Origin of the sequence: Rhodococcus mengyinensis (assembly GCF_048381435.1) — a bacterium.
GTDB classification, from domain to species: domain Bacteria; phylum Actinomycetota; class Actinomycetes; order Mycobacteriales; family Mycobacteriaceae; genus Rhodococcus_F; species Rhodococcus_F opacus_D.
Genome location: NZ_JBLWIT010000107.1, coordinates 1 through 23,441 on the forward strand (window position 1 = coordinate 1; position 23,441 = coordinate 23,441).

The 23,441-nt window shown below is 65.7% G+C and carries 25 protein-coding genes; 6 read left to right on the forward strand and 19 right to left on the reverse strand.

The window, feature by feature from the left end; all coding sequences use genetic code 11:
* On the forward strand, window positions 1-999 hold a 999-nt coding region (locus ACNJ7E_RS22335; RefSeq protein ID WP_418340985.1), incomplete at its 5' end, for an acyl-CoA dehydrogenase family protein.
* Window positions 1,000-1,010: 11 nt separating this feature from the next.
* On the opposite strand, the gene ACNJ7E_RS22340 is transcribed toward ACNJ7E_RS22335, so the two are convergent.
* Together ACNJ7E_RS22340 and ACNJ7E_RS22345 are read right to left on the reverse strand one after the other, a co-directional pair.
* Entirely contained in the window at window positions 1,011-1,946 is a 936-nt protein-coding gene (locus ACNJ7E_RS22340; protein WP_418340986.1) for a LysR substrate-binding domain-containing protein, read from the reverse strand.
* A 94-nt stretch (window positions 1,947-2,040) separates the two neighbouring features.
* Window positions 2,041-3,450 carry an MFS transporter gene (locus ACNJ7E_RS22345; protein ID WP_280779471.1) on the reverse strand — a complete coding sequence of 470 codons (1,410 nt, stop codon included), beginning with the start codon at window positions 3,448-3,450 and terminating at the stop codon, window positions 2,041-2,043.
* 498 nt (window positions 3,451-3,948) lie between these two features.
* Here ACNJ7E_RS22345 and ACNJ7E_RS22350 point away from each other — a divergent pair, with 498 nt between their 5' ends.
* Window positions 3,949-4,947 carry a zinc-binding dehydrogenase gene (locus tag ACNJ7E_RS22350; protein WP_418340987.1) on the forward strand — a complete coding sequence of 333 codons (999 nt, stop codon included), beginning with the start codon at window positions 3,949-3,951 and terminating at the stop codon, window positions 4,945-4,947.
* 30 nt (window positions 4,948-4,977) lie between these two features.
* Here ACNJ7E_RS22350 and ACNJ7E_RS22355 read toward each other — a convergent pair whose 3' ends face one another.
* The 6 genes from ACNJ7E_RS22355 to ACNJ7E_RS22380 form a co-directional block, all read right to left on the reverse strand.
* Window positions 4,978-5,757, reverse strand: coding sequence for an alpha/beta fold hydrolase (locus ACNJ7E_RS22355; RefSeq protein ID WP_418340988.1), 780 nt, complete (start codon window positions 5,755-5,757; stop codon window positions 4,978-4,980).
* A gap of 9 nt (window positions 5,758-5,766) precedes the next feature.
* On the reverse strand, window positions 5,767-6,957 hold the full coding sequence (locus ACNJ7E_RS22360) for a CaiB/BaiF CoA transferase family protein (RefSeq protein WP_418340989.1): 1,191 nt from the start codon (window positions 6,955-6,957) through the stop codon (window positions 5,767-5,769).
* A gap of 117 nt (window positions 6,958-7,074) precedes the next feature.
* Entirely contained in the window at window positions 7,075-8,001 is a 927-nt protein-coding gene (locus ACNJ7E_RS22365) for a TAXI family TRAP transporter solute-binding subunit (RefSeq protein ID WP_418340990.1), read from the reverse strand.
* Window positions 7,994-9,439 (reverse strand): sensor histidine kinase, encoded by a 1,446-nt coding sequence (locus ACNJ7E_RS22370; protein ID WP_418340991.1) that lies wholly within the window; start codon window positions 9,437-9,439, stop codon window positions 7,994-7,996. The genes ACNJ7E_RS22365 and ACNJ7E_RS22370 overlap by 8 nt, the downstream gene beginning before the upstream one ends.
* 18 nt (window positions 9,440-9,457) lie before the next feature.
* Window positions 9,458-10,117, reverse strand: coding sequence for a response regulator transcription factor (locus tag ACNJ7E_RS22375; protein WP_009476313.1), 660 nt, complete (start codon window positions 10,115-10,117; stop codon window positions 9,458-9,460).
* Window positions 10,118-10,175: 58 nt separating this feature from the next.
* Complete coding sequence (locus ACNJ7E_RS22380; protein WP_317569334.1) at window positions 10,176-11,576, reverse strand: MFS transporter; 1,401 nt, start codon at window positions 11,574-11,576, stop codon at window positions 10,176-10,178.
* Window positions 11,577-11,750: 174 nt separating this feature from the next.
* On the opposite strand from ACNJ7E_RS22380, the gene ACNJ7E_RS22385 reads away from it, so the two are divergent.
* Window positions 11,751-12,167, forward strand: a complete 417-nt coding sequence (locus ACNJ7E_RS22385; RefSeq protein ID WP_418340992.1) for a hypothetical protein — start codon at window positions 11,751-11,753, stop codon at window positions 12,165-12,167.
* Here ACNJ7E_RS22385 and ACNJ7E_RS22390 read toward each other — a convergent pair.
* Together ACNJ7E_RS22390 and ACNJ7E_RS22395 are read right to left on the reverse strand one after the other, a co-directional pair.
* The gene (locus ACNJ7E_RS22390) at window positions 12,141-12,707 is read right to left on the reverse strand and encodes a MaoC family dehydratase (RefSeq protein ID WP_280779464.1); all 567 of its coding nucleotides are present in this window, start codon (window positions 12,705-12,707) and stop codon (window positions 12,141-12,143) included. The genes ACNJ7E_RS22385 and ACNJ7E_RS22390 overlap by 27 nt on opposite strands.
* A gap of 68 nt (window positions 12,708-12,775) precedes the next feature.
* Window positions 12,776-13,969: a CaiB/BaiF CoA transferase family protein gene (locus tag ACNJ7E_RS22395; RefSeq protein WP_418340993.1), complete on the reverse strand. Its 1,194-nt coding sequence runs from the start codon at window positions 13,967-13,969 to the stop codon at window positions 12,776-12,778.
* A 117-nt stretch (window positions 13,970-14,086) separates the two neighbouring features.
* On the opposite strand from ACNJ7E_RS22395, the gene ACNJ7E_RS22400 reads away from it, so the two are divergent.
* Complete coding sequence (locus ACNJ7E_RS22400) at window positions 14,087-15,007, forward strand: LysR family transcriptional regulator (protein ID WP_418340994.1); 921 nt, start codon at window positions 14,087-14,089, stop codon at window positions 15,005-15,007.
* A gap of 43 nt (window positions 15,008-15,050) precedes the next feature.
* Here the strand turns inward: ACNJ7E_RS22400 and ACNJ7E_RS22405 are convergent, their stop codons facing one another.
* Genes ACNJ7E_RS22405 through ACNJ7E_RS22415 form a run of 3 tightly spaced genes read right to left on the reverse strand, consistent with a single transcriptional unit; the run spans window position 15,051 to window position 17,703 of the window.
* Entirely contained in the window at window positions 15,051-16,526 is a 1,476-nt protein-coding gene (locus ACNJ7E_RS22405) for an aldehyde dehydrogenase (protein ID WP_418341006.1), read from the reverse strand.
* Between the two features lie 32 nt (window positions 16,527-16,558).
* Window positions 16,559-17,173: a thiamine pyrophosphate-dependent enzyme gene (locus tag ACNJ7E_RS22410; RefSeq protein WP_418340995.1), complete on the reverse strand. Its 615-nt coding sequence runs from the start codon at window positions 17,171-17,173 to the stop codon at window positions 16,559-16,561.
* A complete protein-coding gene (locus ACNJ7E_RS22415; RefSeq protein WP_283333195.1) occupies window positions 17,170-17,703 on the reverse strand; it encodes a thiamine pyrophosphate-binding protein in 534 nt (177 codons plus the stop codon). The genes ACNJ7E_RS22410 and ACNJ7E_RS22415 overlap by 4 nt, the downstream gene beginning before the upstream one ends.
* A gap of 292 nt (window positions 17,704-17,995) precedes the next feature.
* Between ACNJ7E_RS22415 and ACNJ7E_RS22420 the strand changes: the two genes are divergently transcribed.
* Window positions 17,996-18,244 (forward strand): hypothetical protein, encoded by a 249-nt coding sequence (locus tag ACNJ7E_RS22420; protein ID WP_418340996.1) that lies wholly within the window; start codon window positions 17,996-17,998, stop codon window positions 18,242-18,244.
* A gap of 114 nt (window positions 18,245-18,358) precedes the next feature.
* Window positions 18,359-19,012, forward strand: a complete 654-nt coding sequence (locus ACNJ7E_RS22425; protein ID WP_418340997.1) for a hypothetical protein — start codon at window positions 18,359-18,361, stop codon at window positions 19,010-19,012.
* 126 nt (window positions 19,013-19,138) lie between these two features.
* On the opposite strand, the gene ACNJ7E_RS22430 is transcribed toward ACNJ7E_RS22425, so the two are convergent.
* From ACNJ7E_RS22430 to ACNJ7E_RS22455, 6 genes are all read right to left on the reverse strand, one after another.
* Window positions 19,139-19,972, reverse strand: coding sequence for an IclR family transcriptional regulator (locus ACNJ7E_RS22430; protein ID WP_418340998.1), 834 nt, complete (start codon window positions 19,970-19,972; stop codon window positions 19,139-19,141).
* Window positions 19,973-20,018: 46 nt separating this feature from the next.
* Window positions 20,019-20,519: a flavin reductase family protein gene (locus ACNJ7E_RS22435; protein ID WP_280779456.1), complete on the reverse strand. Its 501-nt coding sequence runs from the start codon at window positions 20,517-20,519 to the stop codon at window positions 20,019-20,021.
* Between the two features lie 457 nt (window positions 20,520-20,976).
* Window positions 20,977-21,252 carry a hypothetical protein gene (locus ACNJ7E_RS22440; protein WP_280779455.1) on the reverse strand — a complete coding sequence of 92 codons (276 nt, stop codon included), beginning with the start codon at window positions 21,250-21,252 and terminating at the stop codon, window positions 20,977-20,979.
* 2 nt (window positions 21,253-21,254) lie between these two features.
* The gene (locus ACNJ7E_RS22445; RefSeq protein ID WP_280779454.1) at window positions 21,255-21,992 is read right to left on the reverse strand and encodes an HpcH/HpaI aldolase family protein; all 738 of its coding nucleotides are present in this window, start codon (window positions 21,990-21,992) and stop codon (window positions 21,255-21,257) included.
* A 24-nt stretch (window positions 21,993-22,016) separates the two neighbouring features.
* A complete protein-coding gene (locus ACNJ7E_RS22450) occupies window positions 22,017-22,211 on the reverse strand; it encodes a hypothetical protein (protein ID WP_418340999.1) in 195 nt (64 codons plus the stop codon).
* Window positions 22,212-22,231: 20 nt separating this feature from the next.
* Window positions 22,232-23,104, reverse strand: coding sequence for a fumarylacetoacetate hydrolase family protein (locus ACNJ7E_RS22455; protein WP_418341000.1), 873 nt, complete (start codon window positions 23,102-23,104; stop codon window positions 22,232-22,234).
* Window positions 23,105-23,441 lie beyond the last annotated feature (337 nt).

Below are 23,441 nucleotides of genomic sequence, written 5' to 3' on the forward strand. Positions count from 1 at the left end.
CTGGCGGTTCCGGAGGAGTACGGCGGATCACCGGTGTCGATGCCCTGCTACGCGCAGGTGACCCAGGAACTGGCCCGCGGGTGGATGAGCCTGGCAGGGGCGATGGGCGGTCACACGGTGGTGGCCAAGCTGGTCGCACAGTTCGGCACCGAAGAGCAGAAGCAGCAGTACCTGCCGAAGATGGCGACCGGCGAGATCCGGGCCACCATGGCGCTGACCGAGCCCGGCGGCGGTTCCGATCTGCAGGCCATGTCCACCACCGCCAAGACCGACGGCGAAGACCTCGTCATCAACGGATCGAAGACGTGGATCTCCAACGCCCGCCGGTCCGGCCTGATCGCGCTGCTCTGCAAGACGGACCCGAAGGCGACCCCGCGGCACAAGGGCATTTCGATCGTCCTGGTCGAACACGGTCCCGGTCTGACGGTGTCCCGGGATCTACCGAAGCTCGGCTACAAGGGCGTCGAGACGTGCGAGCTGTCGTTCGACAACTACCGGATCTCGGCGGACGCGGTCCTGGGCGGCGTTGCCGGCCAGGGGTTCGCGCAGATGATGAAGGGCCTCGAGACCGGCCGCATCCAGGTGGCCTGCCGTGCCCTCGGTGTCGCGGCTGCTGCCCTCGAGGACTCCCTCGCCTACGCGCAGCAGCGGGAGAGTTTCGGCAAGCCGATCTGGAAGCACCAGTCGATCGGCAACTACCTGGCCGACATGGCAACCAAGCTGACCGCCGCCCGGCAACTCACCCGACATGCCGCCGAGCAGTACGACAGCGGCGACCGGTGCGACATGGAGGCCGGGATGGCCAAGCTGTACGCGTCCGAGGTGGCGATGGACATCGCCCTCAACGCGGTGCGCATCCACGGCGGCTACGGCTATTCCACCGAGTACGACGTCGAGCGGTACTTCCGCGACGCGCCGCTGATGATCGTCGGCGAGGGCACCAACGAGATCCAGCGCAACGTCATCGCCGGCCAGCTGGTGGCACGCGGAGGGCTCTGATCCGCGCGCGATCAGTTGTCCGGTTTCCAGCGGGCGGACGGCCACTCACCGCGCTCGACGGCGTCACGCATCTGACGGACGAGCAGATCGGCCACCGCGTGGACGGCAGGCGGGATCCGCGGGGCGCTCGGTAACGCTAGCGCGACGGTGCGCTCGACCGCCGGGGAATGGAGCGGCGCCGCACTGAGCAGACCGCTGGCGACATCACCGGCAACGGCGATGCCCGGCAGGATCGTCCAGCCGTGACCAGCTCGCACGAGCCGCTTCTGGATGCTCACCTCGTTGGTCTCGACGACAATGTTCAGGACGATGTCGAGTCTCGCGCACGCCTCCGCTACCAATGTCCGAATTCCTTGGGGCGCACTGGGCATCACGACCGGGTGACTCGCGACTTCGTCGAGGGTGACCGGTCGGCCGGTGTCGAGCCCGCCGTCGGGCGGGGCAACCGCCCACAGGTTCTCGGCGAGCAGTGCCCGCACGTTGAGCGACGACGTGGATTTCAGGTTGTAGAGCAGGCCGAGGTCGATGTCACCGGCATCGAGCCACTGCCGCACGTGTCCGGCGTAGCCGGACACTATTCGCAGCCGGACGGCGGGATGCTCCTGCAATACGGCCGCGACGAGTCGTTCGGCGAGCAGTTCGGAGGTGGAGGACAGAAGTCCGACCGTCACGATCCCTTGCAGCACCCCCGGATTCGGTCGGATCTCGGCCCGCGCACGCTCGAGTTCGGACAGCACCCTCCGGGCGCGCTCGAGCATGAGCCGGCCGGACTCCGTCAATTCCATTCCCGCACGGCTACGTTCGAACAGCGGGACACCCAGTTCCTGTTCGAGCGTGTGAATTTGGCGTGTCACTGCCGGCTGAACCAAGTGGAGTAGTTCGGCTGCGCGGGTCACGCTCCCGGCGTCCGCCACTGCAACGAGTGCAGTCAACTGCTTGACGTCCACCGGACGACCCACCTTCCCGAGCTACCCGCCGGCCCGCACCATCAGCAGGCGATATGCAGGAGCGGCATCGATCACAACAGAGAATACCAATTTCTCAACCCTGGACGGTGGTGATCGGTGTCCCCTTCGAGGCCGAGTGCTGCGCGCGGTCGGTCGGTCCCGGGGCTGCCGTCGCGGCGATGAGGTTGACGTCCTTGGTCTCACGCATGAACACGTAGGTGATCAGTGAGATGGCCGCGCAGATCGAGACGTAGATGAAGAACCAACTCTCCCGGCCCGCGTCGCGGAATGCCAGAGCGATGTATGGGGCGGTGCCCCCGAACACGGCGGTGGCGATGCTGTACGGGATGGCAACACCGACCGTTCGCACTCCGGTGGGGAACAGTTCGGCCTTGACCACCGCGTTGACCGACGAGTACCCCACCACGAACACCAGCCCGAGGACGGTGAGCAGCAGGCAGGTGAGCCACGTGGGATTGTTCTGCATTCCCTGCAGGATCGGATACGTTCCGATCGTGGTGCCGATGCCGAAGAAGATGAGGACGGGCCGCCGGCCGATACGGTCGGAGACGTATCCACCGATCGGCAAGAGGACCAGGAAGACGAGCAGTCCGATGAAGCTGATCGTCGAGGCCTGCGACTTCTCGAGGCCGACGCTGTTCACGAAGTAGCTGGTCAGGTAGGTGGTGTAGGTGTAGTAGGCGACGGTGCCGCCGAGGGTCAAGGTGAAGACGACGACGGCGGCGCGCCGGTTGCGCCATACCTCGGCCAGTGTTCCCCGGCGATCTTCGGTATCGACCGTTTCGGCAACCGAGTAGGCCGTCGTCTCGTGCATTCCGCGCCGCAGGTAGAAGACCGCGACGGCGCCGATGGCACCCATCGCGAACGGCACTCTCCAACCCCACGACGTCAGCTGTTCGTCGGACAAGGAGAACTGCAAGACGATGAGGACCAGCAGGCCGGCGAGCTGCCCCAGGGTGACGGAGATGTATTGGAAACTCGCCCCCAGACCCCGCCAGCCCTTCTTGGATACCTCGGTCAGATACGCTGCCGACGCGGCATACTCGCCACCGACCGACAGTCCCTGCAGGATGCGCGCGGTGACCAACAGGCACGCTCCCAGATTGCCGGCCGTCTCGTAGTTCGGCGCGAGAGCGATCATCAAGGCGCTCGCAGACATCATTCCGACGGACACCGTCAGACCGGCTTTACGGCCGTTGCGGTCCGACAGACGCCCGAGCAACCAGCCGCCGAGAGGCCTCGCCAGGAATCCGACGGCGAAGATGGCCGCCGTGTTCAGGAGCTGCGCGGTGCGGTCGTCGCTCGGAAAGAATTGTCCGGCAAAATAGATTGCGAAAGTCGAATACACGAACCAGTCGAACCATTCGATCATGTTGCCGATGGAACCGACCAGCACCGACTTGACATAGTGACTGCGCGAGCGAGGCGGTTCCTCTGATCGATCATCGGTTCTGTGAGCTTGCGGCGGTGTGGAGGGGGTCATGGCGACTCCTTGTGGTGGGAATGGATTCTGCACTGGCTGCGAGCTTCACCGATCGACGGTCCGGTCCGTCACGAACCCGCATCAGGGGCTGAGGGTTTCGGCGCCGCTGGGATGCACTACGTTCCTCGGGTGATCGGCGTCGAGTGCGGCACACCGATCATGCACCCCACCCCTCGGTAGCCTGCGTTACTTCGGCTCGAAGTAGTTATCTGGGTCTCACTTCGTTGTAGTGACTCAGGTGATTCTGCTACCTGATGGACCGGGCGCGATAATGCCAACTTCTGATGGAGTGATGACGAGCGGGCATGGCAACCCGATTGAGTCGAAGCGACTGTGCTGCACCTGGTTCGAGTCGCTGCTGCCTCCCCGGAACCGAGGGGATTCCTCTTGTCGCCGCCGACTGCGTGCGATACGGTGACCACCATCCAGGAAGGCGCGCCGAGGGACTATCCGCTGCGTCCTCCGACTCCCGCACCGACTCACCCAAGCGAGGCATGAATGCGTGCAGCATGCGTGACCACACCCGGCGTCGTCGAAGTTCGCGACTTCTCCCGGCCGGTCCCGGAGCCGAACCAAGTGCTCGTGGAAATGCGATACGCCTCGATCTGCGGCTCCGACGTCCATATCGTCTTCGACGGATTCCACAACCCCGAGCTTCTCGGAAGACCTGGCTATCCGGGCCACGAAGGAGTGGGAATTGTTGTTCGGAGCGAGAATTCGGATGTCGAGGTCGGACGGCCAGTGCTGACCGTTCCCCACGGTCAGCGCGGTGGTTGTTTCGCCGAGTACCAGGCCGTCGACGCCAGCCACGTCATCATGTTGCAAGACGGCGTCGACCTACGGCGCATGCTGCTCGCACAGCAACTCGGCACCACTCTCTTCGGAATGAAGAAGTTTCTGCCCGCCGACACCCCGGTCGAGCGTATGCCCCAGACCGCGGCGGTCATCGGCGCCGGCTCCTCGGGTCTGTTCTACCTGCAGCACTTGATCGCTCGGGGCGTCGAGGTCATCGTCGCCGACCTGGACAAGGACCGCCTCGCCATCGCTGAACGGCTCGGCGCGGCACGGACCGTCCTCGAACCGGTCGAGTCGATCTCCGACGTCGTGCTCGACGCGACCGGCGGCGTCGGTGCGGACTTGGTGATCGAGGCCGCGGGTTACGACCTCGCCCGTGCCGCCGCGGTCGAAGCCGCGCGTATTCGCGGGACGGTCGGATTCTTCGGTTACCCCGAATCGAAGGGCAACGCCCTGTTCCCCGTGGAGCGTTCATTCCGCAAATCCCTGACCATGGAGTGGGTCAACGGTACGCAGTCCGAGGCCGGGCTGCTGTCGTTCCGGGCGGCAGTCGAGGCCATCGATACCGGGACGATCGAGGTCGACCACTGCCTCGAGAAGATGTTCGACCTCGAGGACACTCCCGCCGCACTCGCCGCCGCCCGCGACCACGGCAACGGTGCCGCGAAGGTCGGTATCGTCATGCCCGGATCCGATGACTAGTGCGCCTCAACCCAACTCGTAAGCGAATTCTCACGGTGCGATGAGGAAGCTGATCGCCGCGGCGCCCGCGACAGCGCGATCTTCTTCGAAGTACGCGTGCCGTGCGCCGGGGAGCAACCGCACGCGGGCATTCGGGATCCGCTCGGCGAGCAGGGGAGCGTTGTCGACCGGGGACAGAAGGTCGTCGGTCCCGTGCAGGACGAGGGTCGGCGCACTGATCGACGGCAGCGCATCCCACGCGTCGTGGCCGTTGCTGGCCCGCAGGTGGGCGAGCTTGGTGTGCGCGGGCATGTCCGGGTCACCGAGGGTGTTGTAGGGACCGGGATTTCGACCGATCCAATCCTGTGTGTACATCAACTCCAACAGGGCGCGGCGTGACCGGTCGGGATCGGGTTGCGCCAGGCTCGCGCGCACCTCCCGGCTGCGCTCCACCGCGTGCGTTCCACCGGGCGAGGTGCAACCGAGGATCAGGGCGTCGACACGCTCCGGGTGACGCGCGGCGACCCACTGCGCCACCCGGCCTCCCATCGACGTGCCGTAGACGTGCGCCCTCCCGATTCCGAGGGAGTCCAGCACGCAGATCACGTCGTCGGCGAACAGTATTGTGCTGTAACCGGTCTCGGGCTTGTCGCTTGCTCCGGTGCCGCGGAAGTCCACCGTGATGGTGCGGAAGTGCGTGTCGAAGTCCGCGCGAACACGATCCCACCAATGGTGATTGTTGGCCTGACCGGCGAGCAGCAGCAGCGGCGGTCCTTCGCCGCTGACCTGGTACGCGATTCGAGTTCCATCGGACGCCACTGCGCGGGGCACTGCCCAGCCTCAGATCGAGTCGGCAGTACGCAGTTCGGAGATCGCCGCGCCGCTGTAACCGAGTTCCCTCAGAATGGCATCGGTGTGCGCACCCAGAGCCGGAACCGGATCGAATCGAGGTTCCACACCACTGAGGTTCGCCGGCGGCAGCAGCGCTCGCACCGGGCCGCCCGGGGTCTCCACCTCACGCCAGCGGTCACGGCCGGCCAGGGATGGGTGGGTCAGAAAATCCGATACGGAGCCCAGCCTGCCGTTGGCGATCGACACCTTGTCGAGCAGGGCGAGGGCGTCGTCGGTGTTGAGCAGACGCGTCCGCGCGGAGATCAGAGCGTTGCATTCCTCACGGTGCGCCACCCGCGCGGAGTTGCGGCAGAAACGTGGGTCGGTGGCGATCGACTCGTCGCCGAGCACCTCCGAACAGAAGGCGGACCATTCGCGGTCGTTCTGGATCGACAGCAGGACCGTGCCGTCGGCGGTGGGAAACGGGCCGTACGGGGCGATCGTCGCGTGTTCGGCCCCGACCCGGCTGGGCTGCGTGCCACCGTATTCGGTGTAGTAGGCGGGCGATCCCATCCATTCACCGAGCGCCTCGAACAGAGCGACCTCCACCGCGCGGGCGGTGCCGGTGGTTGCACGCGTGTACAGCGCGGACAGGATCCCGCTGTAGGCGTACATGCCGGCCGCGATGTCGGCGATCGACACACCGACCTTGGACGGGCACTCGTCGGGGCCGGTCAGCGACATCAGACCGGATTCGCCCTGGACGAGCATGTCGTAGGCCTTGCGATCGGACCAGGGACCGGTGTTGCCGTAGCCGGACACGTCGCACGGAATCAGCGCGGGATACCGCTGCTGGAGCGACTGGGCGTCGAGGTTCATTCGGGCTGCGGCGCCGGGCGCAAGGTTCTGCACGAAGACATCCGCTGTGGACAACAGCTTTTCGAGGATGTCGCGGCCCTCGTCGGACTTCAGGTCCAGCGTCAGCGACTCCTTGGAACGGTTGAGCCAGACGAAGTAGCTCGATTCGCCGTGCACCGTCTCGTCGTAACGACGCGCGAAGTCGCCGGCGTCGGGACGTTCCACTTTGATGACGCGGGCACCGAGGTCGGCCAGTTGCCGGGTCGCGAAGGGTGCAGCAACTGCTTGTTCGATGCTTACGACGGTGATCCCCGCGAGCGGTAGGGCGGTCTGCGATGCCATGGAGCCAGCCTTCCTCGAAATGTACGGCCATTTTGCCTCTATGTACGCGCCATAGTCAATCGGGTGGGGGCCAGGTTTTACACGTACTTGAGGTTGCCGGCGGTACCCGTCCGCCTTCTAACCGTGGTGACGGCGGTACGCCTCGACAGCCCCCGGATGGCGAGGGACGCCGGCTGTCTGGATCAGCGATCGGGCGTCGAGGAACTGCGCGCCGACGGTGTCGGGGGGAATCAGGTCCTGGGCTCGATCGATGAGAAGGTCGACGAGGGCACCGGCCACGGCGTCGGGCAGCTGCGGCGAGGCGACGAGCAGGCTGGGAACCCCCACCGTCGCGGTCTCGGCAGTGTCACCGTACGTCCGGGCAGGGACCGAAACCGGTTCGTACATGGGCCCGTAGATCCTGCGCATCTCGACGTACTCGGCGGACAGGTCGAGTAGCCGGATTCCGCCGTCCGGACCGTGCCCGGGCCGCGGCATCGCCGCCGGGGTGGGCACGCCACCGGCCCACAGTGCGGCGGCGACCGTACCGTCGCGCAGGGAGTCGAGGACGGTGGTGAGTGAGACCGGGCGCACCGTCACGTCGTCGAGGGTCAGACCGCTCGCCTCGAGGACCCGCCTTCCGGTCTGCGCGGTGCCGGAGCCCGGGGCGCCGAGGCTGATCGTCTGGCCCCGAAGATCTTTCATCGCGTGAAAGGGTGAGCGGGCCGGCACCGCGCACTGGAGATAGTTCTCGTACACCCGGCCGATGGCCACGATCGGGGTGGCCGACTCGACAGCGGAGTCGGCCAGGGTCAGCCCGATGAGTACCTCACCCGACGCCAGCAGCGAGAGGTTCTCCAGGGAACCGGTGGTGTAGCGCACCGTCAACCGAAGGTCCCCGCCCGAGGGGGGCGGGACGTCCGCAAGCAACTCGGCGAACTCGGACTGGAATCCGTCGCGCTCACCCGACGCGATCTCATACGTCCCCGAGGGCTGGGTACGGGCGCACCCGGACAGTGCGACCGCTGCGGCCACACCGCCGATGAACTGTCGCCGGTTAATCATCGTCCAGCTTCTCCACGTGCGGTTCGAGCCACAAGCGTACGCGCAGTCCGCCCGCGGGGACCTCATCGATGACGAGACGCCCGCCGTAGGCTGCGGCGACCACCTCGACGATGGACAGGCCGAGACCCGTTCCGACCTGGTCGCTGACCCGGAAGAAGCGCTCGGTGAGCTTGCCGCGCAACTCTTCCGGGACTCCCGGACCGTCGTCGGCCACCCACACGCACACCGGAGTGTGATCGTGCGACGGTTCCACGACGACGCCGATTTCGATGATGGGGTGTGGGCCTGCGTACCGGGAGGCGTTGTCGATCAGCACATCGAGCACCTGGGACAGATCGTTCTCGGCGATCGCGACCGGAACATGGTCGACGTCGGGGGCTGCAACGGTGACCAGACGCGCACCACGTTCGCGGGCCGTCACCGACCAGAAGTCGACCCGGTCGGCCACCACCGACAGTGCGTCGCAGGCCGCCTCGGACCGATCGACCCCGAAGCGCGGCGTCTCGGCCGAGGCGAGCGAGAGAAGACTGTCGAGAATGGTCTGCAAGCGTTTGGCCTCCTCGGTCACGCTGTGGTAATCCTCGCGTGCGCTGTCCGGTATCCCGTCGTCGAGGAGGTCGAGGCGAAACTGTAACGCCGCGAGCGGGTTCCGCAGTTGATGGGCGGTGTCGGCGATCAGGCGCTGTTGCGCGTCCGCTGCCCGCAGCACCGCCGAAGACATCACGTCGAACGAATGCGCGAGCCGGCGCACCTCGGGCGGCCCGCCTGCGGCCGTGGCCGGCAGCACGGATCGCGGTGGCACGGAACTCGGCGGCGTCCTCGCGTCGGGCATCCGGCGGATGAGTTGCACGATTCCCTTGGACAAGTTCGCGAGCGGTCCGAGCACCCACCGGCTCAAGGCGATCGCGAGGACACCGAAAGCGACCAGTGCCAGCACGGCACCGGCCGCGATCACGGCCCATTGCCGGAGGATGTCGGAGCGGGCCTCGGCGGTCGAGGCACGCAGCACGATGGTGCCGTTCACCTGAGCGCCCGACCCCACCGGCTTGACGAACAGGGCCTCGTCGGCGCTCCACGGGAACAGCCGGTCGACGGTGGAGACCCGCTCGTTGCGCAGTCCGCTGCGAATCGCGGCGTCGATTCCGGGTTCGTCGCCGTCGAGGCCCACCCCGAGGGTCGGGACACCACGCGTGGAGACCACCAGAACGCCCTCGCCGTACACGTCGTCGTAGGCCTCGACCTCGCCGGCGATCCGGGCCGGGTCGCCGGTCCTGACGTACTCCTCGGCGAGGACGGCGAACCGTTGGATGTCTCCCTCGCGGCCGAGTGTGAACTCCTGCGTCCGCGAGTCCGCGGTCGCGAGCGCGAGGGGAATCGCGAAACTCGCGACCGCGCAGGATCCGAGTATCGCGAGAATCAGCAGTAACCGTCGGCGCATGTCGTTTCGACCCCGAGGTCAGCACACCCACCGGTAGCCGAAACCACGGATGGTGCTGATCAACCCGGGCCGGTCCAGCTTGGCGCGCAGAGTGCCGATGTGGACGTCGAGCGACCGCGAGACCGCCACGAACGCGTCCCCCCACACCCGGTCCATCAGTTGCTGACGGCTGACCGCAGCCCCCGGGTTCTCGAGCAGGATCTCGAGAAGGGCGAACTCCTTCGACGTCAGGTCCACCTCTGTTCCCGCCACGGTGACGGTGCGGGAATCGAGGTCGACGCGGACGTCGCCGGTGACCACTTCACGGGGTGCGCCGCCTTCGACGGCCATGCTTCGCCGGCGCACCACTTCGATGCGAGCGAACAGCTCGGACATGCGCGCCGGCTTGACCAGGTAGTCGTCGGCGCCGCCGCGCAGGCCGCGCACCACCGAACGTTCGTCGTCGCGGGCGGTCAGGATGATGACGGGGACGGCGCTGACCTGGCGGAGCTGACGCAACACCTCGAGCCCGTCGCGGTCCGGCAACCCGAGATCGAGCAGGACGAAGTCCACCTCGCCGTGGTGCAGCAGCAGTTCGGACCCGAACTTCATCCGCACGGGCTGGTGCGCCTGCCGGGTCAGACCCGCAACGAGTGCGTTGCCGACGCCGTCGTCGTCCTCGACCACCGCGATGCGCATAACCGGCATTGTCCCCCGGCCGCGGTGCGCCCGGGGAACAATGCCGGAGGACGAGGGATCAGACACGCTCGAGTCGGCGGTCGTCGCGGTCTTCCTCACGTCCGTCGCGGGCGGGATTCTCCGTCTCCGGATCGAGGGTGGTGCCGCCCTTGCCCTTGGCCATGAACAGCGCGGCGACCAGGGTCAGTGCCGAGCAGCCGACGACGTAGTAGAAGAAGGCCGATTCATGTCCGGCCTGCTTGAGCGCGAGCGCGAGAGGCTCGGCCGTGCCGCTGAACAGGGCGGCGGTGATCGCGTGCGGCAACCCGACGCCGAGCGCGCGGACCTTCGTCGGGAACAGCTCCGCCTTGACGATCGCGCTCAGCGCGCTGTAGGCGGTCACGATGACCAGTCCGGTCATCATCAGGCCGAACGCCACGAACGCGTTGGTGGTGTTGCCGAGAACGGTCAGAATCGGGACGGTCAGCACGGTCGAGCCGACACCGAAGAACAGCATGACCTTGCGGCGACCGATGCGGTCGGAGATCAGTCCGGCCACGGGCTGCAGCAGCATGTAGATGAACAGTGCGGCGAAGTTGATCCACGCCACCGTTTCCGGGGCGATCCCCGAGGTGTTGATCATGTACTTCTGCAGGTACGTGGTGTACGTGTAGAACGCGACGGTGCCGCCGATCGCGAGGCCGAAGACCATCGCGAGCTGCTTCGGGTACTGCAGCAGCAGTCGGAGGGTGCCGCGCTTGGCCGACGGCTGCGTGCCGGATGCCTTCTCGGCAGCGATCTGGGCCGCTTCCTCCTTGTACTGGTCCGATTCGTCCATCCCGCGACGGAAGAGCATCACGGTCACGGCGGCGATCGCGCCGATCACGAACGGAATACGCCAACCCCAGGCCTGCATCTGGTCGATGGTCAGCAGCTGCAGCAGAATGATCTGGACACCGAGCGCAGCGAGCTGACCCAGGATGATCGACACGTACTGGAAGCTCGAGTAGAAGCCGCGGCGGCCGGGCGTCGCGACCTCGGACAGGTACGTTGCGCTGGAAGCGAATTCGCCTCCCACGGAGAGTCCCTGGATCAGTCGCGCCATCACCAGCAGTGCCGGGGCGAGCATGCCGATCGCCTCGAAACTCGGTGTCGCAGCGATGATCAGCGATCCTGCGGCCATCATCAGCACCGACAACGTCAGCGCGTTCTTGCGCCCGTACCGGTCCGCGTATCGGCCCAGGATGTACCCACCGATCGGGCGCATCAGGAATCCGACGGCGAAAACCAGTGCGGTGGAGAGAAGCTGGGCGGTCGTGCTGCTCTGTGGGAAGAAGGACGCCGCGAAGAACACACTGAACGCTGCATAGACGAACCAGTCGTACCACTCCACGAGGTTGCCGATGCAGCCGCGAACCACGTTCGCAACAACCCGCCTCTCGCCGGTCGACGACGTGGGGTTCGAAGTCGTGTGTCGCATGATGTTCCTTCCTCGACTGCTGTGATGATGCATAGCCACTGACACCAATGTGGTCGCCGCCACAGCGAGAGGGAAGGGATGGTCCGCTTTCCTTACATTCGCTTTAGACGGCACTGCCGCATGTAGCTCGGAGCGCGGGCGGCACAAAATCCGGATTTCGGCGACCTCCACACCATGGGCAGACAGGTGTTCCAAATACGACAACGATGCGTTCTGCTGTCGATACATGAACATCTTGGGCGCGGGTATCGCCAGGAAGCGGTTCATCAGATCGCCCTGGTCGGAGAGTTCCACCATCGACTCGAAGATTCCACGCACGGCACCGGCCCGGACCTTGTGCCGCAGACTGGCGGAATACAGAGCGCTCGAGAAGTACCGCGAATTCCAGGCTCGGTCGATGAATTCGGCGAAGAAGCCTTCTGGGTCATCGTTGGGGTGGTTGATGATCTGCCGAGACCGGCCAGTCGCGGGGCATGGCAGAACAGCCACAAACGTCCACAAGGCTCGGTATTCGACGCCCAAGGTGTTGCCGCGCCGGCCCTGCCTGCCCGGCAACTCGATCAACTACTCGATGCCGGCTGCGCGCCGTGACCGGTCGTCCCACTTGGGGTCGACGCCTGCCGTGTGCGGTCCGTGTCCCTTGCGATACACCATGAGGGTCCGTTCGAAGGTGATGACGATGGTGCCGTCCTGGTTGTACCCGATGGTGCGCACGGTGACGATGCCGATGTCCCTGTGGGAAGCGGACTCTCGTTTGGTGAGGACCTCCGATTGGGAGTAGATGGTGTCGCCCTCGAATACCGGGTTCGGCAGGCGCACCCGGTCCCAACCGAGGTTGGCGTGCACGTGCTGGGAGATGTCGGTGACGCTCTGCCCGGTGACGAGGGCAAGGGTGAAGGTGGAGTCGACGAGCGGCTTACCCCACGTCGTCTGACTCGAGTAGTGCGCGTCGAAGTGGATCGGCGCCGTGTTCTGGGTGAGGAGCGTCATCCACGAGTTGTCGACCGGCAGCACCGTGCGGCCGAGTGGGTGCCGGTACACGTCTCCGATCTCGAAGTCTTCGAAGTAGCGGCCGGGCCAGCCGGTGACCGGTGGCGCCGACTGCTCGACCTGGTTTTCGCTGCTGCTCAAGGTAGTTCTCCTTCGGTAGTTCGTCGCCGACGGCGCGACTCGGCCGACGGCGGAGGGAAGAGTGTGTGTCAGGACCCGACCGCTGCGTACTCGTCGAGCCACGTCAGGATGCTGTCGGTGTGTTCCCCCAGACCTGGTACGGGGCGCATCTCGTGTTCGGCGCCCATCACCGTCACCGGGGGAAGTAGTCCTTCGAGCCGTCCGACGGGGGAATCGAATTGCGCCCACCGGGAGCGTGCCGCGAGCTGCGGGTGCTCGGCGAACTCGTCCATCGTGCGCTGCCGGGCATACGCGATCTTCGCCGCTTCCAACCTGTGGACGAGGTCCGCGCCGGTGAGGCCTGCGGCAACGTCGGCGATGACGCCATCGAGCTCGGCGCGGTGTGCGACCCGGTCGGCGTTGGTGACGAACCGCGGATCGTCGATCAGCTCCGGCGCCTGCAGCACGACACGACAGAACACGTCCCATTCGCGTTCGTTCTGCAGACCCAGGTTGACGACCTCCCCGTCGGCCGCAGTGAACGGTCCGTACGGCGCGATGGTCGCGTGGCTCGCTCCCGTCCGCTTCGGCGCCGACCCGCCGTATCGGGCGTAGTAGTCGGCGTACCCCATCCACTCGCCGAGCGCCTCGAGCATCGAGATCTCGAGGTTGGCGCCTCGGCCGGTCCGCCCACGATCGAGCAAGGCGGTGAGGATCCCCGAGTAGGCATACGTGCCGGCGCAGATGTCCGCGATGGACAGTCCGACCTTCGAGGGCTCGTCCTCGGTTCCGGTGATCGACACCAGTCCGGCCTCGCATTGGATCAGCAGGTCGTAGGCCTTTCGTGCCTCATAGGGGCCGCCGCGGCCATATCCGGAGATATCGCACGTGATCAGGTGTGGGTGGGTTTCCCGCAAGCGGTCGGCCCCGATGCCGAGGCGCCCTGCCGCGCCGGGTGCCAGGTTCTGGACGAGGACGTCGGCGCGGTCGACGAGTTGGTGCAGGATCCGGTTGCCCTCCTCGGAGCGAACGTCGAGCTCGATGCTCTCCTTCCCTCGGTTCGTCCACACGAAATGACTCGCCATCCCCTGGACCGTTCGGTCGTATCCGCGTGCGAGATCTCCGACGCCGGGACGTTCGATCTTGATCACCCGCGCACCGAGGTCGGCGAGTTGCCGGGTCGCGAACGGTGCCGCGATCGCCTGTTCGAGCGAGACCACCACGACACCCTCCAAGGGCCGATGCACAGGGCGGGAAGCAAAATCCGAACGCTCGGTACTCACGTCATTCTCCTTGCCGGGGCAGTCGTGTCAGTGCCCTTTCACTGTCGCGCTCCCGCGGGTGTTTGTGAAATGCCGATATCCGCCGACTCTCATACGCTTCGCGTATAAGCTCAGGCAGTGAACTTGCAGGAGTTGCGGTGGTTCGTCGCCCTCACCGAATCGGAGAACATCACCGCTGTCGCCGCGGAGATGCATGTCACGCAACCGACGTTGTCGCGGGCCATAGCCCGGCTGGAGACGGGGTTCGGGGTGCGCTTGTTCGACCGGCGGCACAATCGGCTCCATCTCAACCGGTACGGCGAGATTCTCCGCGCGCATGCGTTGCGCGCATTGAGCGAGGTGGATTCCGCACACAACCGGATCAGCACCCTCGCGGATCCGAACGAGGGCACCGTCTCCCTCTGCTTCCTGCACAGCCTCGGCGAGTGGCTGGTTCCGGAACTGATCAGCGGGTATCGCGCCGAACATCCCAAGGTGAGATTCGAACTACGCGGTGCTGCAGCAGATTCGGTTGTCGACGACATCCGGCTCGGGCGGTCCGATCTCGGTTTCGTGGCACCCGAGCCCTCCGTCGACGACCTGGTGTGGACACCAGTGGCCACCGAACCGGTTCGTTTGCTCGTTCCCGTCCGTCACCGGTTGGCCCGCCGCAAGACGGTGAGTTTCGCCGAAGTCGCCGAGGACGATTTCGTGGCGCTCACGCCGGAGTACGGGCTGCGCCAGCTCACCGACCGTCTCGCCCGAGCTGCCGGCTTCGCCCCGCGAATCGCGTTCTCGGTCACCGAGGTCGGCACGATGCGCGCCATGATCGCGGCCGGAGTCGGCGTGGGAGTTGTCCCTGCCCCGCCGGCCGTCGCCGCCCCTCCCGACGGAACTGCACTGGTCGAACTCCGCGATCGCGATGCCTGGCGAACGATCGGCATGATCCAGGCCGATCGACCCCTCACCTCCTCGGTCGCCGCAGGCTTTCAGAGGTTCGTTCTCGAGACGCTCGTCGAGAACACCACGGGCCTCGCCGGGCCTCCTCGACGCGAATGATCGTGCCTGCCTCTCAGTCGACAGACGACCCTCGGCGCGGGGGTCAGCGCAGGACGAACGGGTTGCCGGTCGGTGCCCCGGTATTGATCCACACGCTCTTGGTTTCGAGGTACTCGTCGATTGCCTCGGCACCGTTTTCCCGACCGATACCGGAGTCCTTCACCCCGCCGAACGGCAGCATGAAGCTGACCGCGCGGTAGGTGTTGACCCAGACCGTCCCGGACTCGATCGCCTCCGCCATGCGGAACGCGCGGGGCAGATCGGTGGTCCAGACCCCGGCTCCGAGACCGTACTTCGAGTCGTTGGCGATGGTGATCGCCTCGTCTTCGGTGTCGAACGGGATCACCGCCAGCACCGGGCCGAAGACTTCCTCCTGCGCCAACCGGGATTGATTGCTCACCCCGGTGAACACTGTCGGTTGTACGAACCACCCATCGGTTCCGGTGCCGGTGGCCACGCCGCCACCGAGTGCGAGTTGTGCGCCCTCGGCGGTGGCGATGTCGATGTACTCGAGGACCTTCTTGTGCTGGTCCCGAGTCGTGATCGGCCCCACCTGGGTGGCGGGGGACATCGGGTCACCGATCCGCGCGGTCGAGGCCAGCGCGACCAGCTTGGCGACGACCTCGTCGTGCACGGATCGCTGCACCAGAAGCCGGCTTCCGGCGATGCAGGTCTGACCGGTCGCGGCGAAAATTCCGGACACCGCGCCGTTGACCGCGGCGTCGAGATCGGCGTCGGCGAAGACGATGTTCGGTGACTTTCCGCCGAGTTCGAGCGAAACCCGCTTGAGGCCACGCGCCGCCGCGGCGCCGATGTGCCGCCCGGTCGCGTCGGAGCCGGTGAATCCCACCTTGCGCACCAGGGGGTGCTCGACCAGCGGCCCGCCCACGTCCGGCCCGAATCCGCTGACCACGTTGACCACTCCCGCAGGCAGGCCCGCCTGCTCGAGGATACGAACGAATTCGAACGTCGAGGCGGAGGTGTATTCGGAGGGCTTGACGACCACCGAACAACCAGCGGCCAACGCGGGTGCCAGCTTCCAGGTGAGCAGCAGCAGCGGTGAGTTCCATGGGGTGATGATTCCGACGACCCCGATGGGCTCGCGCCGGGTGTAGGTGAAGTATCCCGGTTTGTCGACGGGAACGACGCGGCCTTCGGTCTTGTCGGCGAGACCGCCGTAGTACCGGTACCACTGCGCGAGATACCGGCACTGGCCCAACATCTCGTTGTAGAGCTTGCCGTTGTCGCGGACCTCGATGCGGGCGAGGAATTCGGCGTTCTCCTCGAGCACGTCGGCGACGCGCTGGAGGACGAGACCGCGGGCGCTGGGACTCATGCTCGCCCACGGCCCCGTGGTCATGGCACGGTGCGCGGCCTGGGCGGCGTCCTCGACATCCGATGCTTGTCCGCGCGCGATCTGCGCCCACGGCCGGCCGGTGAAGGGATTGTCGGTCTCGAAGTAGGAATCGTCAGCGGAGGGGCGCTGCTGGCCGTCGATATGGAGCAGGTATTTCTGCATGACAGTGTTCTCTTTCGCTTCGGTGTCGGCCATCAGAACGTGTCGAGGCCGAGCGCGGCACGGAACTTGTTCTTCACCGCCGTGCCGTCCCGGGGCGGAAGGGCGCGCGGCGGCTCGGTCTGCTCGATGAACACCTGAACGAAGGTCGTACCTTCCCGGGCGGTGACGATCCGTGCGACACGCTCGGCGTCGGCGAGGTCGCGGACCCGTTCGGTGCGGGCAATGCCGAACGACGACGCGATGCCGGCCAAATCGGCGCCGAGGCTCGAGTGGCTGCGCTGCATGCCGGTTTCGCCGAAGTGCCCGTTGTCGACGACGACGATGGTGAGGTTCTTCGGGGCCTTGACCGCGACCGATCCGAGCGCGCCGATGCCCATGAGCTGCTCCCCGTCACCGGTGATGACGACCACGGACTCGTCCGGGCGAGCGAGCGCGAGGCCCAGGCCGGTGGGTACGGCGGCGCCCATGGCGCCCCACAGATAGAAGTTGCGGTCACGCTCCCCGGCGGCGAACACGTCATAGGAGGGGGAGCCGAGACCGGTGACGACCAGTGCCTCCGGCGCCCGGTCGAGCAGTGTCGCGACGAAATCGCGTCGGTCGAGGCGTTCGCCGGCGAGGGTTCCGATGGTCGAGTCGTGTGCGTTCACTTGCGCTCCCATTTCTTGCGTCCGATGAGCCGCTGGCCCAGGAGCACTGCGACGCGCTCACCAGCGAGGAAAGCCTGATCGAAGGCGGCGGAGACGACCTCGCCGACCTGATCGGGGTCGTCGACCCGGAAAACTGTGATGCCCATGAGTTCGAGGGCCTGCTGCGTGGTCGAACCCATGGGGATCTGCCAGGGGTTGAACTCGGCGTACTCACCACGCATCGTCACCAGCGTGAGGAACGGGAACTTGCACATCTCCAGCAGGGAAAACATGTTGACACAGTTGCCGACTCCGCTGCTCTGCATGAGCAGGACCGCGCGCTGCCCGCCGAGCCACGCGCCGCTGACAAGTCCGACGCCCTCTTCCTCGGTGGTCAGGACGACGTCTTCGATGCCGGGGTCGGCGATCGCTGCTTGGATTGCGTACGAGTGGCCGGCGTCCGGTACGTACGCGATCTGCTTGACATCTCCTTCGCGCAGAACGTCGAAGACGGACTTCTGCCAGCCGGGTGCGCTGACGGTGGAATTCATGGGTGCTCCGATTCATGACGATGGACGCTCCCAAAGATCATGAAACAACATGATGGCGGGGTGGTAATAGAATTTCGTGATACTGCTATCAAAGGTTTTGTTTGCGGCGGGTAGGACCCGAACAGCCCTTGGTCATCTACGTTCACGACGGCACCGCTCAGCCCGGACGCGTTCCCGGCGTTCGCACAGGGGTGGGCAACGCGCACCCTAGGGTGTCTGTCGAACCGCATGTCCGGACGGCAGTGTTGTTGTGGCCAAGGAATACTCGACCACACACCACCAAGGACACCGCATGTTTCGCCACACTGCCATTCGCGCCGGCCTGATGTTCGCCGCGGTCGCGTTCTCTCTCACCGGCGCAGCCGGAATCGCGCACGCCATGCCCGCCTCGTCGGGGACCGATGTCGCGGTGGCCGCACAGTCGGACCGCGATGCCCGCGACCGGGATCGGCGCGACCGTTTCGACGACGACGAGCAGGGCATGCTCTGCGAAGGTCAGGCCATCGTCGACCGCCCCAGCTGCTCGTCTCTGCCGTACTGATTTGCATCGATCGTACGGCCCTCCGCCGGCGCCGCTGCCGCGTTCAGTGCGGCAGCGGCGGTCGAACCGATGCGGCGGGCGCGTATCGTCTGCTGCACGGTAACCCCGCACCCGATGGCTTCGCCCATCGGTCCGCCTACTGCGCGGGGTCTGACGATGCTCGACGAACGACCACGACGCACACCTGACCATGCCTCACCCCAGACGCTCACGGTCTTCGTCGACGACGAGCCTGTCTCCGCAGACTCCGTCTGGCACCCGGGTGACACCGTGACCACCGCCCTCTCGTGGCTCGACGAGCAGCAGCTTCCCGCCGAGCTCCGATCACTGGCCGAGGAGGTCGAGAGTCGGCCGAACGGTGTCGGCCGGGGAGTCTTCTACGTCGACAGGTACCCGGGGTTCTCCCCTCAGCCAGTACTGTCCGTCAGCGGAGTGGTCGCGACCATCGAGGTCGCCGCGAACCTCGAACTGCACACTGACCAGGGCTGGAAACTGTTGCCCGCCAACGTGCAGATGTGGGACGTACCTGACACGGGCACGTGGCGCATGCCGAATCGGCAGTACTCGGTGCCCGGCACGTCCGGTGACCTTCGGTTCGTCGAACAGCACGAGTTCGTCGAGCGGTACGGCGTCACCACACCGACCTTCCGTCGCGATTCCCGATACTTCCGGGTGGTTGTGCTGTTGTCACTGCGGTCCCGCAAATGGTGCGATCCTGACCTCGTCGAGCGCGTCGATCACGGAAACGTAGATGGCAGATTTGGGTGAGCTGCTGACGGATCGGCAACGGGAGGTCCGCGGCGGCGCCGAACACTATATGTATCCCGCTCAGTACGTTCCCGTTTCGTGGAGATCGACATGCTGCGTTCAGGGGCATATCTGTTGCGGTACCGGTCAAGCGATTGTCGAATCCTGCCAGAAGACATCGACGAGACGCTCGACGAGCTGCTGCATCCGGTGAAGGCCTTCGGGAATGCGGTCGGGGCCGAACCGATATCGCGGACCGTTGAGGGACACGATCGCCACCAGATTCCCCGACGAATCCCTGACGGGAAGGGAGAGGGAGATCAATTCTTCTTCGAGTTCGTTGTCTATGAGTGCGAAGCCGCTTTCGCGGATCTGATCGAGCTCGGCCAGCAGGGCTGTGCGGTCGGTGATGGTGTGCGCTGTGAATGCGTCGAGCCTTTCGGGCAACCGGCCCACGATCTTCTTGATCGGCCACTCACCCAAGAGCACCTTGCCGCTGGAGCTGGCGTGGAGTGGAAACTGTTTGCCGATCATGTGATGCGACATCCGGGATGTGGTGCCCACGACATGCGATCCGGCGGCCTCGGCGATGAGGTCGAGTTCATCCTTCGCATTCGGCACCGACAACGTCACCGTTTCGTTGAACTGGTCGGCCAGCTGCCGCAGTAGTGGCTGAGCCCGGGCAGCAAGACCGGCATAGGGGTCGGCGTGCCGTCCGAGTCGGGACACTTCCGAGCCCAGGATGTAGTTGTTGTCGATGCGGTCCACCATGCCGGTCCGCTCGAGGCTGTAAAGCAGACGAAACGCGGTGGGACGGGAAATTCCGACCGCTTTGGCAAGGGTGCTCACCGTCGCACCGGTCTTGGGTCGGGAAGCGAGCTCGCGCAGTAGACGAACAGCCTTGGTCACCGACTTGTTGGCAATCTCGGACGGCTCGCTCAAATTGACTGCGACCAGTGCAGCCGTCTTCTGCTCGTTCATTGCTCACCCGTTTCTTTGGCGTATCTCACCTCGGCCGAGTCGTGGGTCAGGCGGCGGTCAGTTGCCGGATTCCACCGAGTCGGCCCTGATGGAAAACGAGAGGCTCGCCGTGTCCGGCGTCCATCTGCAACACCCGGGCGATGACGATGACATGGTCGCCGCCGTCGAGTTCATGGGTGACCTCGCAGTCGACGAAGGCGTGGGCGCCGTCGATCCGGGGTGATCCGGCCTCGGAGAGGGACCAGTCGATGTCGGTGAACTTGTTGGGCTGCTTGCTCGAGAGTGCGCGGCAGACCGATTCCTGGCCGGCGGAGAGGACGCTGGCGCACAGTCGTCCGGCGGCCCGGACCTTCGGCCAACTGGTGGAGGTGTGCGCGACACTGAAGCTGACCAACGGCGGATCCAGCGACAACGACTGGAAGGTACCGACCACCAGGCCGCACGGGAACTCCGCATCGGCGGTGATGCCGGACAGGGCGACCACACCGGTGGGCAGGTTCCCCATCACATTCCGGTAGTGCGCCTGGTCGATGGTGGAAGTAAGCATGACGACTCCTCTTCGGGTCATAGGCTGGCGCACGCGCCGGTCAAGCGGGATGGACTCAAGATGTGTTCATAAAGTGAACGCATCGTTCAAACCGACGTAAGTATTGCGTCCTACGTCACACCCTGTCAAGCATTGAGGGTCGCTGGTCGAGTACACGAGCGGCCTGAGGTCGGGTGAGGATCCACACCGCTCCTCGTTCGCCCGAATGTCAGAATTGTTCGTCCGAATCGATTCTGCAGCTCTGTTCGAATTGATTGCGCTCCATATGGTTAGATAGCCATAGCTCTCGGGTGCAGTCGAGCTCGTCCCCGGGCGACGTTGGCTGTCTGAGTCGAGCCAGGGGGGGCGCAAGGCGTCGGCGGGAGACGATCGATTCAGACTCGGCCCGAGACAGGCTTGACGGCCACCGAGGTCCCCGTCACACTTTCGAATCGATGCGTTCGGAATACGAACACTTTCAGGTCAACCTCGCTGCCCGTCGCCGCCAGCGCTGCCCGTATCCGATCATCGTCGACGAACTCGCCCAGCAGGACGACGACATCGCCTTCGCCTCTGCGCACGATGTCGCCGACTGCATCGGGCCGAAGATCTCGAAGGCAGGCGGGCTGATCGAGGACGGCGGCATCCTGCCCACTAACAGTCCCGGTCCGGGATCGAGGTCGACGAGGCCGTGCTCGGCGATCCGGTTGCCGTGTGGATCGCCTGACGTAGCCGGGCAGGCAAACAACGCCACCGTCAGAGGCGGACACCTCGCGCGGCGTACGTCCCGCGGGCCTGCGCCAGGGCCGCCTGCGCTCCCTCGTGGAGCACTTCGTAGTCTGCGGCGAGTGCAATGGTCCGGATTCCGTTCTCGGCGCAGGCCGTGGTCATTTCCTGACTACCGCCGTAGGCAGCGACGTCCAGTCCATGGCGAGTGCATGCCTCGACGATTCTGCGAACGGCATCGAAAGTGGCTCCCCCCAAGATATCCGAGGCGGAACCGGCCAGGGACAGCGTGAGGTCTGCCGTACCGATGAGGATCCCGTCGAGTCCGGGCGTTCCGCAGATGTTCTCGGCTTCGGCCAGGCCGTTCGCGTCCTCGATCATCAGGTAAACACGTTGAGGGGGTGCCGAGGCTGGGCGCAGTGCCGCCCGAACCGGTCCCCATGAGCGATGGCCCTCGGGGGCGTAGCGGCAGAAACCCACTGCCTCACGTGCCTGGGCGGCCGAGCCGATCTGCGGCACGACGACGACGTCGGCTCCCATGTCGAGCGCCCAGTTGGCTTGCGCGTAGTTCGTCGCCTGCGTGCGTACCCAGGCTTCGACGCCGGCGCCCTGCACGGCCGAGAGCAGAGGCACGACAGCGTCGGTACCGATTGCGCCGTGCTGCAAATCGATGACGGCCCAGTCGAATCCCGCGCGAACCATGAGTTCGACGGCGAAGACGGAGTCGAGTGTCAGCCATGCGCCGAGCGACGGTGAGGTCGAGGTCATTGTGTTGCGCTCCATTCGATGGATTTACGGGGGACCGTGGGTGACGCTCCCGGTCACTTCTGTGGCGTCGGTGGAATCAGCACCAACAACGGATAGGCGGCCGTGGTTGTCGATCGCTGCAGCGGCGACCTCGATCACCTCACCCCGATCGGCTCCGGGGAGAGCGACGTCGGTGCGGTACTCGAGCCCGCCGTGGCCCGTCAGGAGAATTGCGGTCAACCGTTGGCAGGGTGCCCCGATCACCCCAGCGCAGCGACCGGTTCGCGGGAGGTGAAGGTCTGGACGAGTTCGCCGATGTCGGTGATACGACTACGCAGCACGTCACCGGGGACGAGGAACCGCTGTGGTGTCCGGCCCACCCCCACACCGGCGGGCGTTCCCGTGAACACCACGTCGCCGGGATAGAGCTCGAGGGTGTGCGAGAGGTGCTCGATCAACGCCGGAACCGGGAAGATCATCTGTGCGGTGCGTCCGAACTGGACGAGTTCGCCGTTGATGCCGGCCTCGAGCGTGAGATCGTTCGGATCGTCGAATTCGTCGATCGTCACCAGCGCCGGTCCGATCGGGGCGAACCCGCGATGCGACTTGGCCAGGCTGAACTGCGGAACCGGTCCGGCCAACTGCCGGCCGCGGTCGGACAGATCCTGTCCGATAGACAACCCCGCGACGGACTCCCATGCCCGATCGGCCGGGATGTTGCGGCCACCCCGGCCGATCACGACCACGAGTTCGACCTCCCAGTCCACCGTCTCCGAGGGAAGAGGGACCGTGGTGACCGGGCCGGAGATCGCCGAGGCGAACTTGGTGAAGATCACCGGCGACTCGGGCCGCTCCACCCCGGATTCCGCCGCGTGGTCGGCATAGTTCAATCCGACGGCGAACACCTGGCGCGGAGCCGGCACCGGCGCCCCCAGCCGAGCCCGGTCGATTCCGCCGCATTGTGTCGGGGTGACCCGGTCGCGGTTACCCGTGTACCAGGTGACGAACTCCGCCCACCGCTCGTAAATCTTCTGCGGTTCGGCAGAAAAGTAGCCGTGGCTTTCCGCCTCGACATCGATGAGGCCGCCTCGCGTCGACACCTGTAGGCGGCCATCGAGATTGATCAACCGCACTGAAACTCTCCCATCGTGTGCCCTGTGGGTCGATTCCGTCCACCAGAGGCAGGACCGTCCGGCAACTGTGGTTCATTTGGCCACGAATCTTCAGTTTCTGAACAGCACGTTCATTTTGTGTGATTGTTGATAGTGCGGTGCGGGTCACAGCTTGTCAAGACGAAGGCCGGACTCGCGGCGGTCGCAGGTCCTGTCGCGACGGGCCGCGTGCGGAGGCGTGCCAGCACGCGATGACCGCGAGTTATGGTACGGGGAACAGATATTTAACAGATCGTGCCACCCCGATCGGCCCGGCATCCACCCTTGGGGGCGGCGCGACTGGTCGCAGACGTGGGGG

Coding starts and splice junctions, on each gene's coding strand:
- ACNJ7E_RS22345 (WP_280779471.1), bottom strand. CDS start 3,450: ATGACCCCCTCCACACCGCCGCAAGCTCACAGAACCGATGATCGATCA.
- ACNJ7E_RS22350 (WP_418340987.1), top strand. CDS start 3,949: ATGCGTGCAGCATGCGTGACCACACCCGGCGTCGTCGAAGTTCGCGAC.
- ACNJ7E_RS22360 (WP_418340989.1), bottom strand. CDS start 6,957: ATGGCATCGCAGACCGCCCTACCGCTCGCGGGGATCACCGTCGTAAGC.
- ACNJ7E_RS22365 (WP_418340990.1), bottom strand. CDS start 8,001: ATGATTAACCGGCGACAGTTCATCGGCGGTGTGGCCGCAGCGGTCGCA.
- ACNJ7E_RS22370 (WP_418340991.1), bottom strand. CDS start 9,439: ATGCGCCGACGGTTACTGCTGATTCTCGCGATACTCGGATCCTGCGCG.
- ACNJ7E_RS22375 (WP_009476313.1), bottom strand. CDS start 10,117: ATGCGCATCGCGGTGGTCGAGGACGACGACGGCGTCGGCAACGCACTC.
- ACNJ7E_RS22380 (WP_317569334.1), bottom strand. CDS start 11,576: ATGCGACACACGACTTCGAACCCCACGTCGTCGACCGGCGAGAGGCGG.
- ACNJ7E_RS22385 (WP_418340992.1), top strand. CDS start 11,751: ATGGGCAGACAGGTGTTCCAAATACGACAACGATGCGTTCTGCTGTCG.
- ACNJ7E_RS22405 (WP_418341006.1), bottom strand. CDS start 16,526: ATGCAGAAATACCTGCTCCATATCGACGGCCAGCAGCGCCCCTCCGCT.
- ACNJ7E_RS22415 (WP_283333195.1), bottom strand. CDS start 17,703: ATGAATTCCACCGTCAGCGCACCCGGCTGGCAGAAGTCCGTCTTCGAC.
- ACNJ7E_RS22420 (WP_418340996.1), top strand. CDS start 17,996: ATGTTTCGCCACACTGCCATTCGCGCCGGCCTGATGTTCGCCGCGGTC.
- ACNJ7E_RS22425 (WP_418340997.1), top strand. CDS start 18,359: ATGGCTTCGCCCATCGGTCCGCCTACTGCGCGGGGTCTGACGATGCTC.
- ACNJ7E_RS22430 (WP_418340998.1), bottom strand. CDS start 19,972: ATGAACGAGCAGAAGACGGCTGCACTGGTCGCAGTCAATTTGAGCGAG.
- ACNJ7E_RS22435 (WP_280779456.1), bottom strand. CDS start 20,519: ATGCTTACTTCCACCATCGACCAGGCGCACTACCGGAATGTGATGGGG.
- ACNJ7E_RS22445 (WP_280779454.1), bottom strand. CDS start 21,992: ATGACCTCGACCTCACCGTCGCTCGGCGCATGGCTGACACTCGACTCC.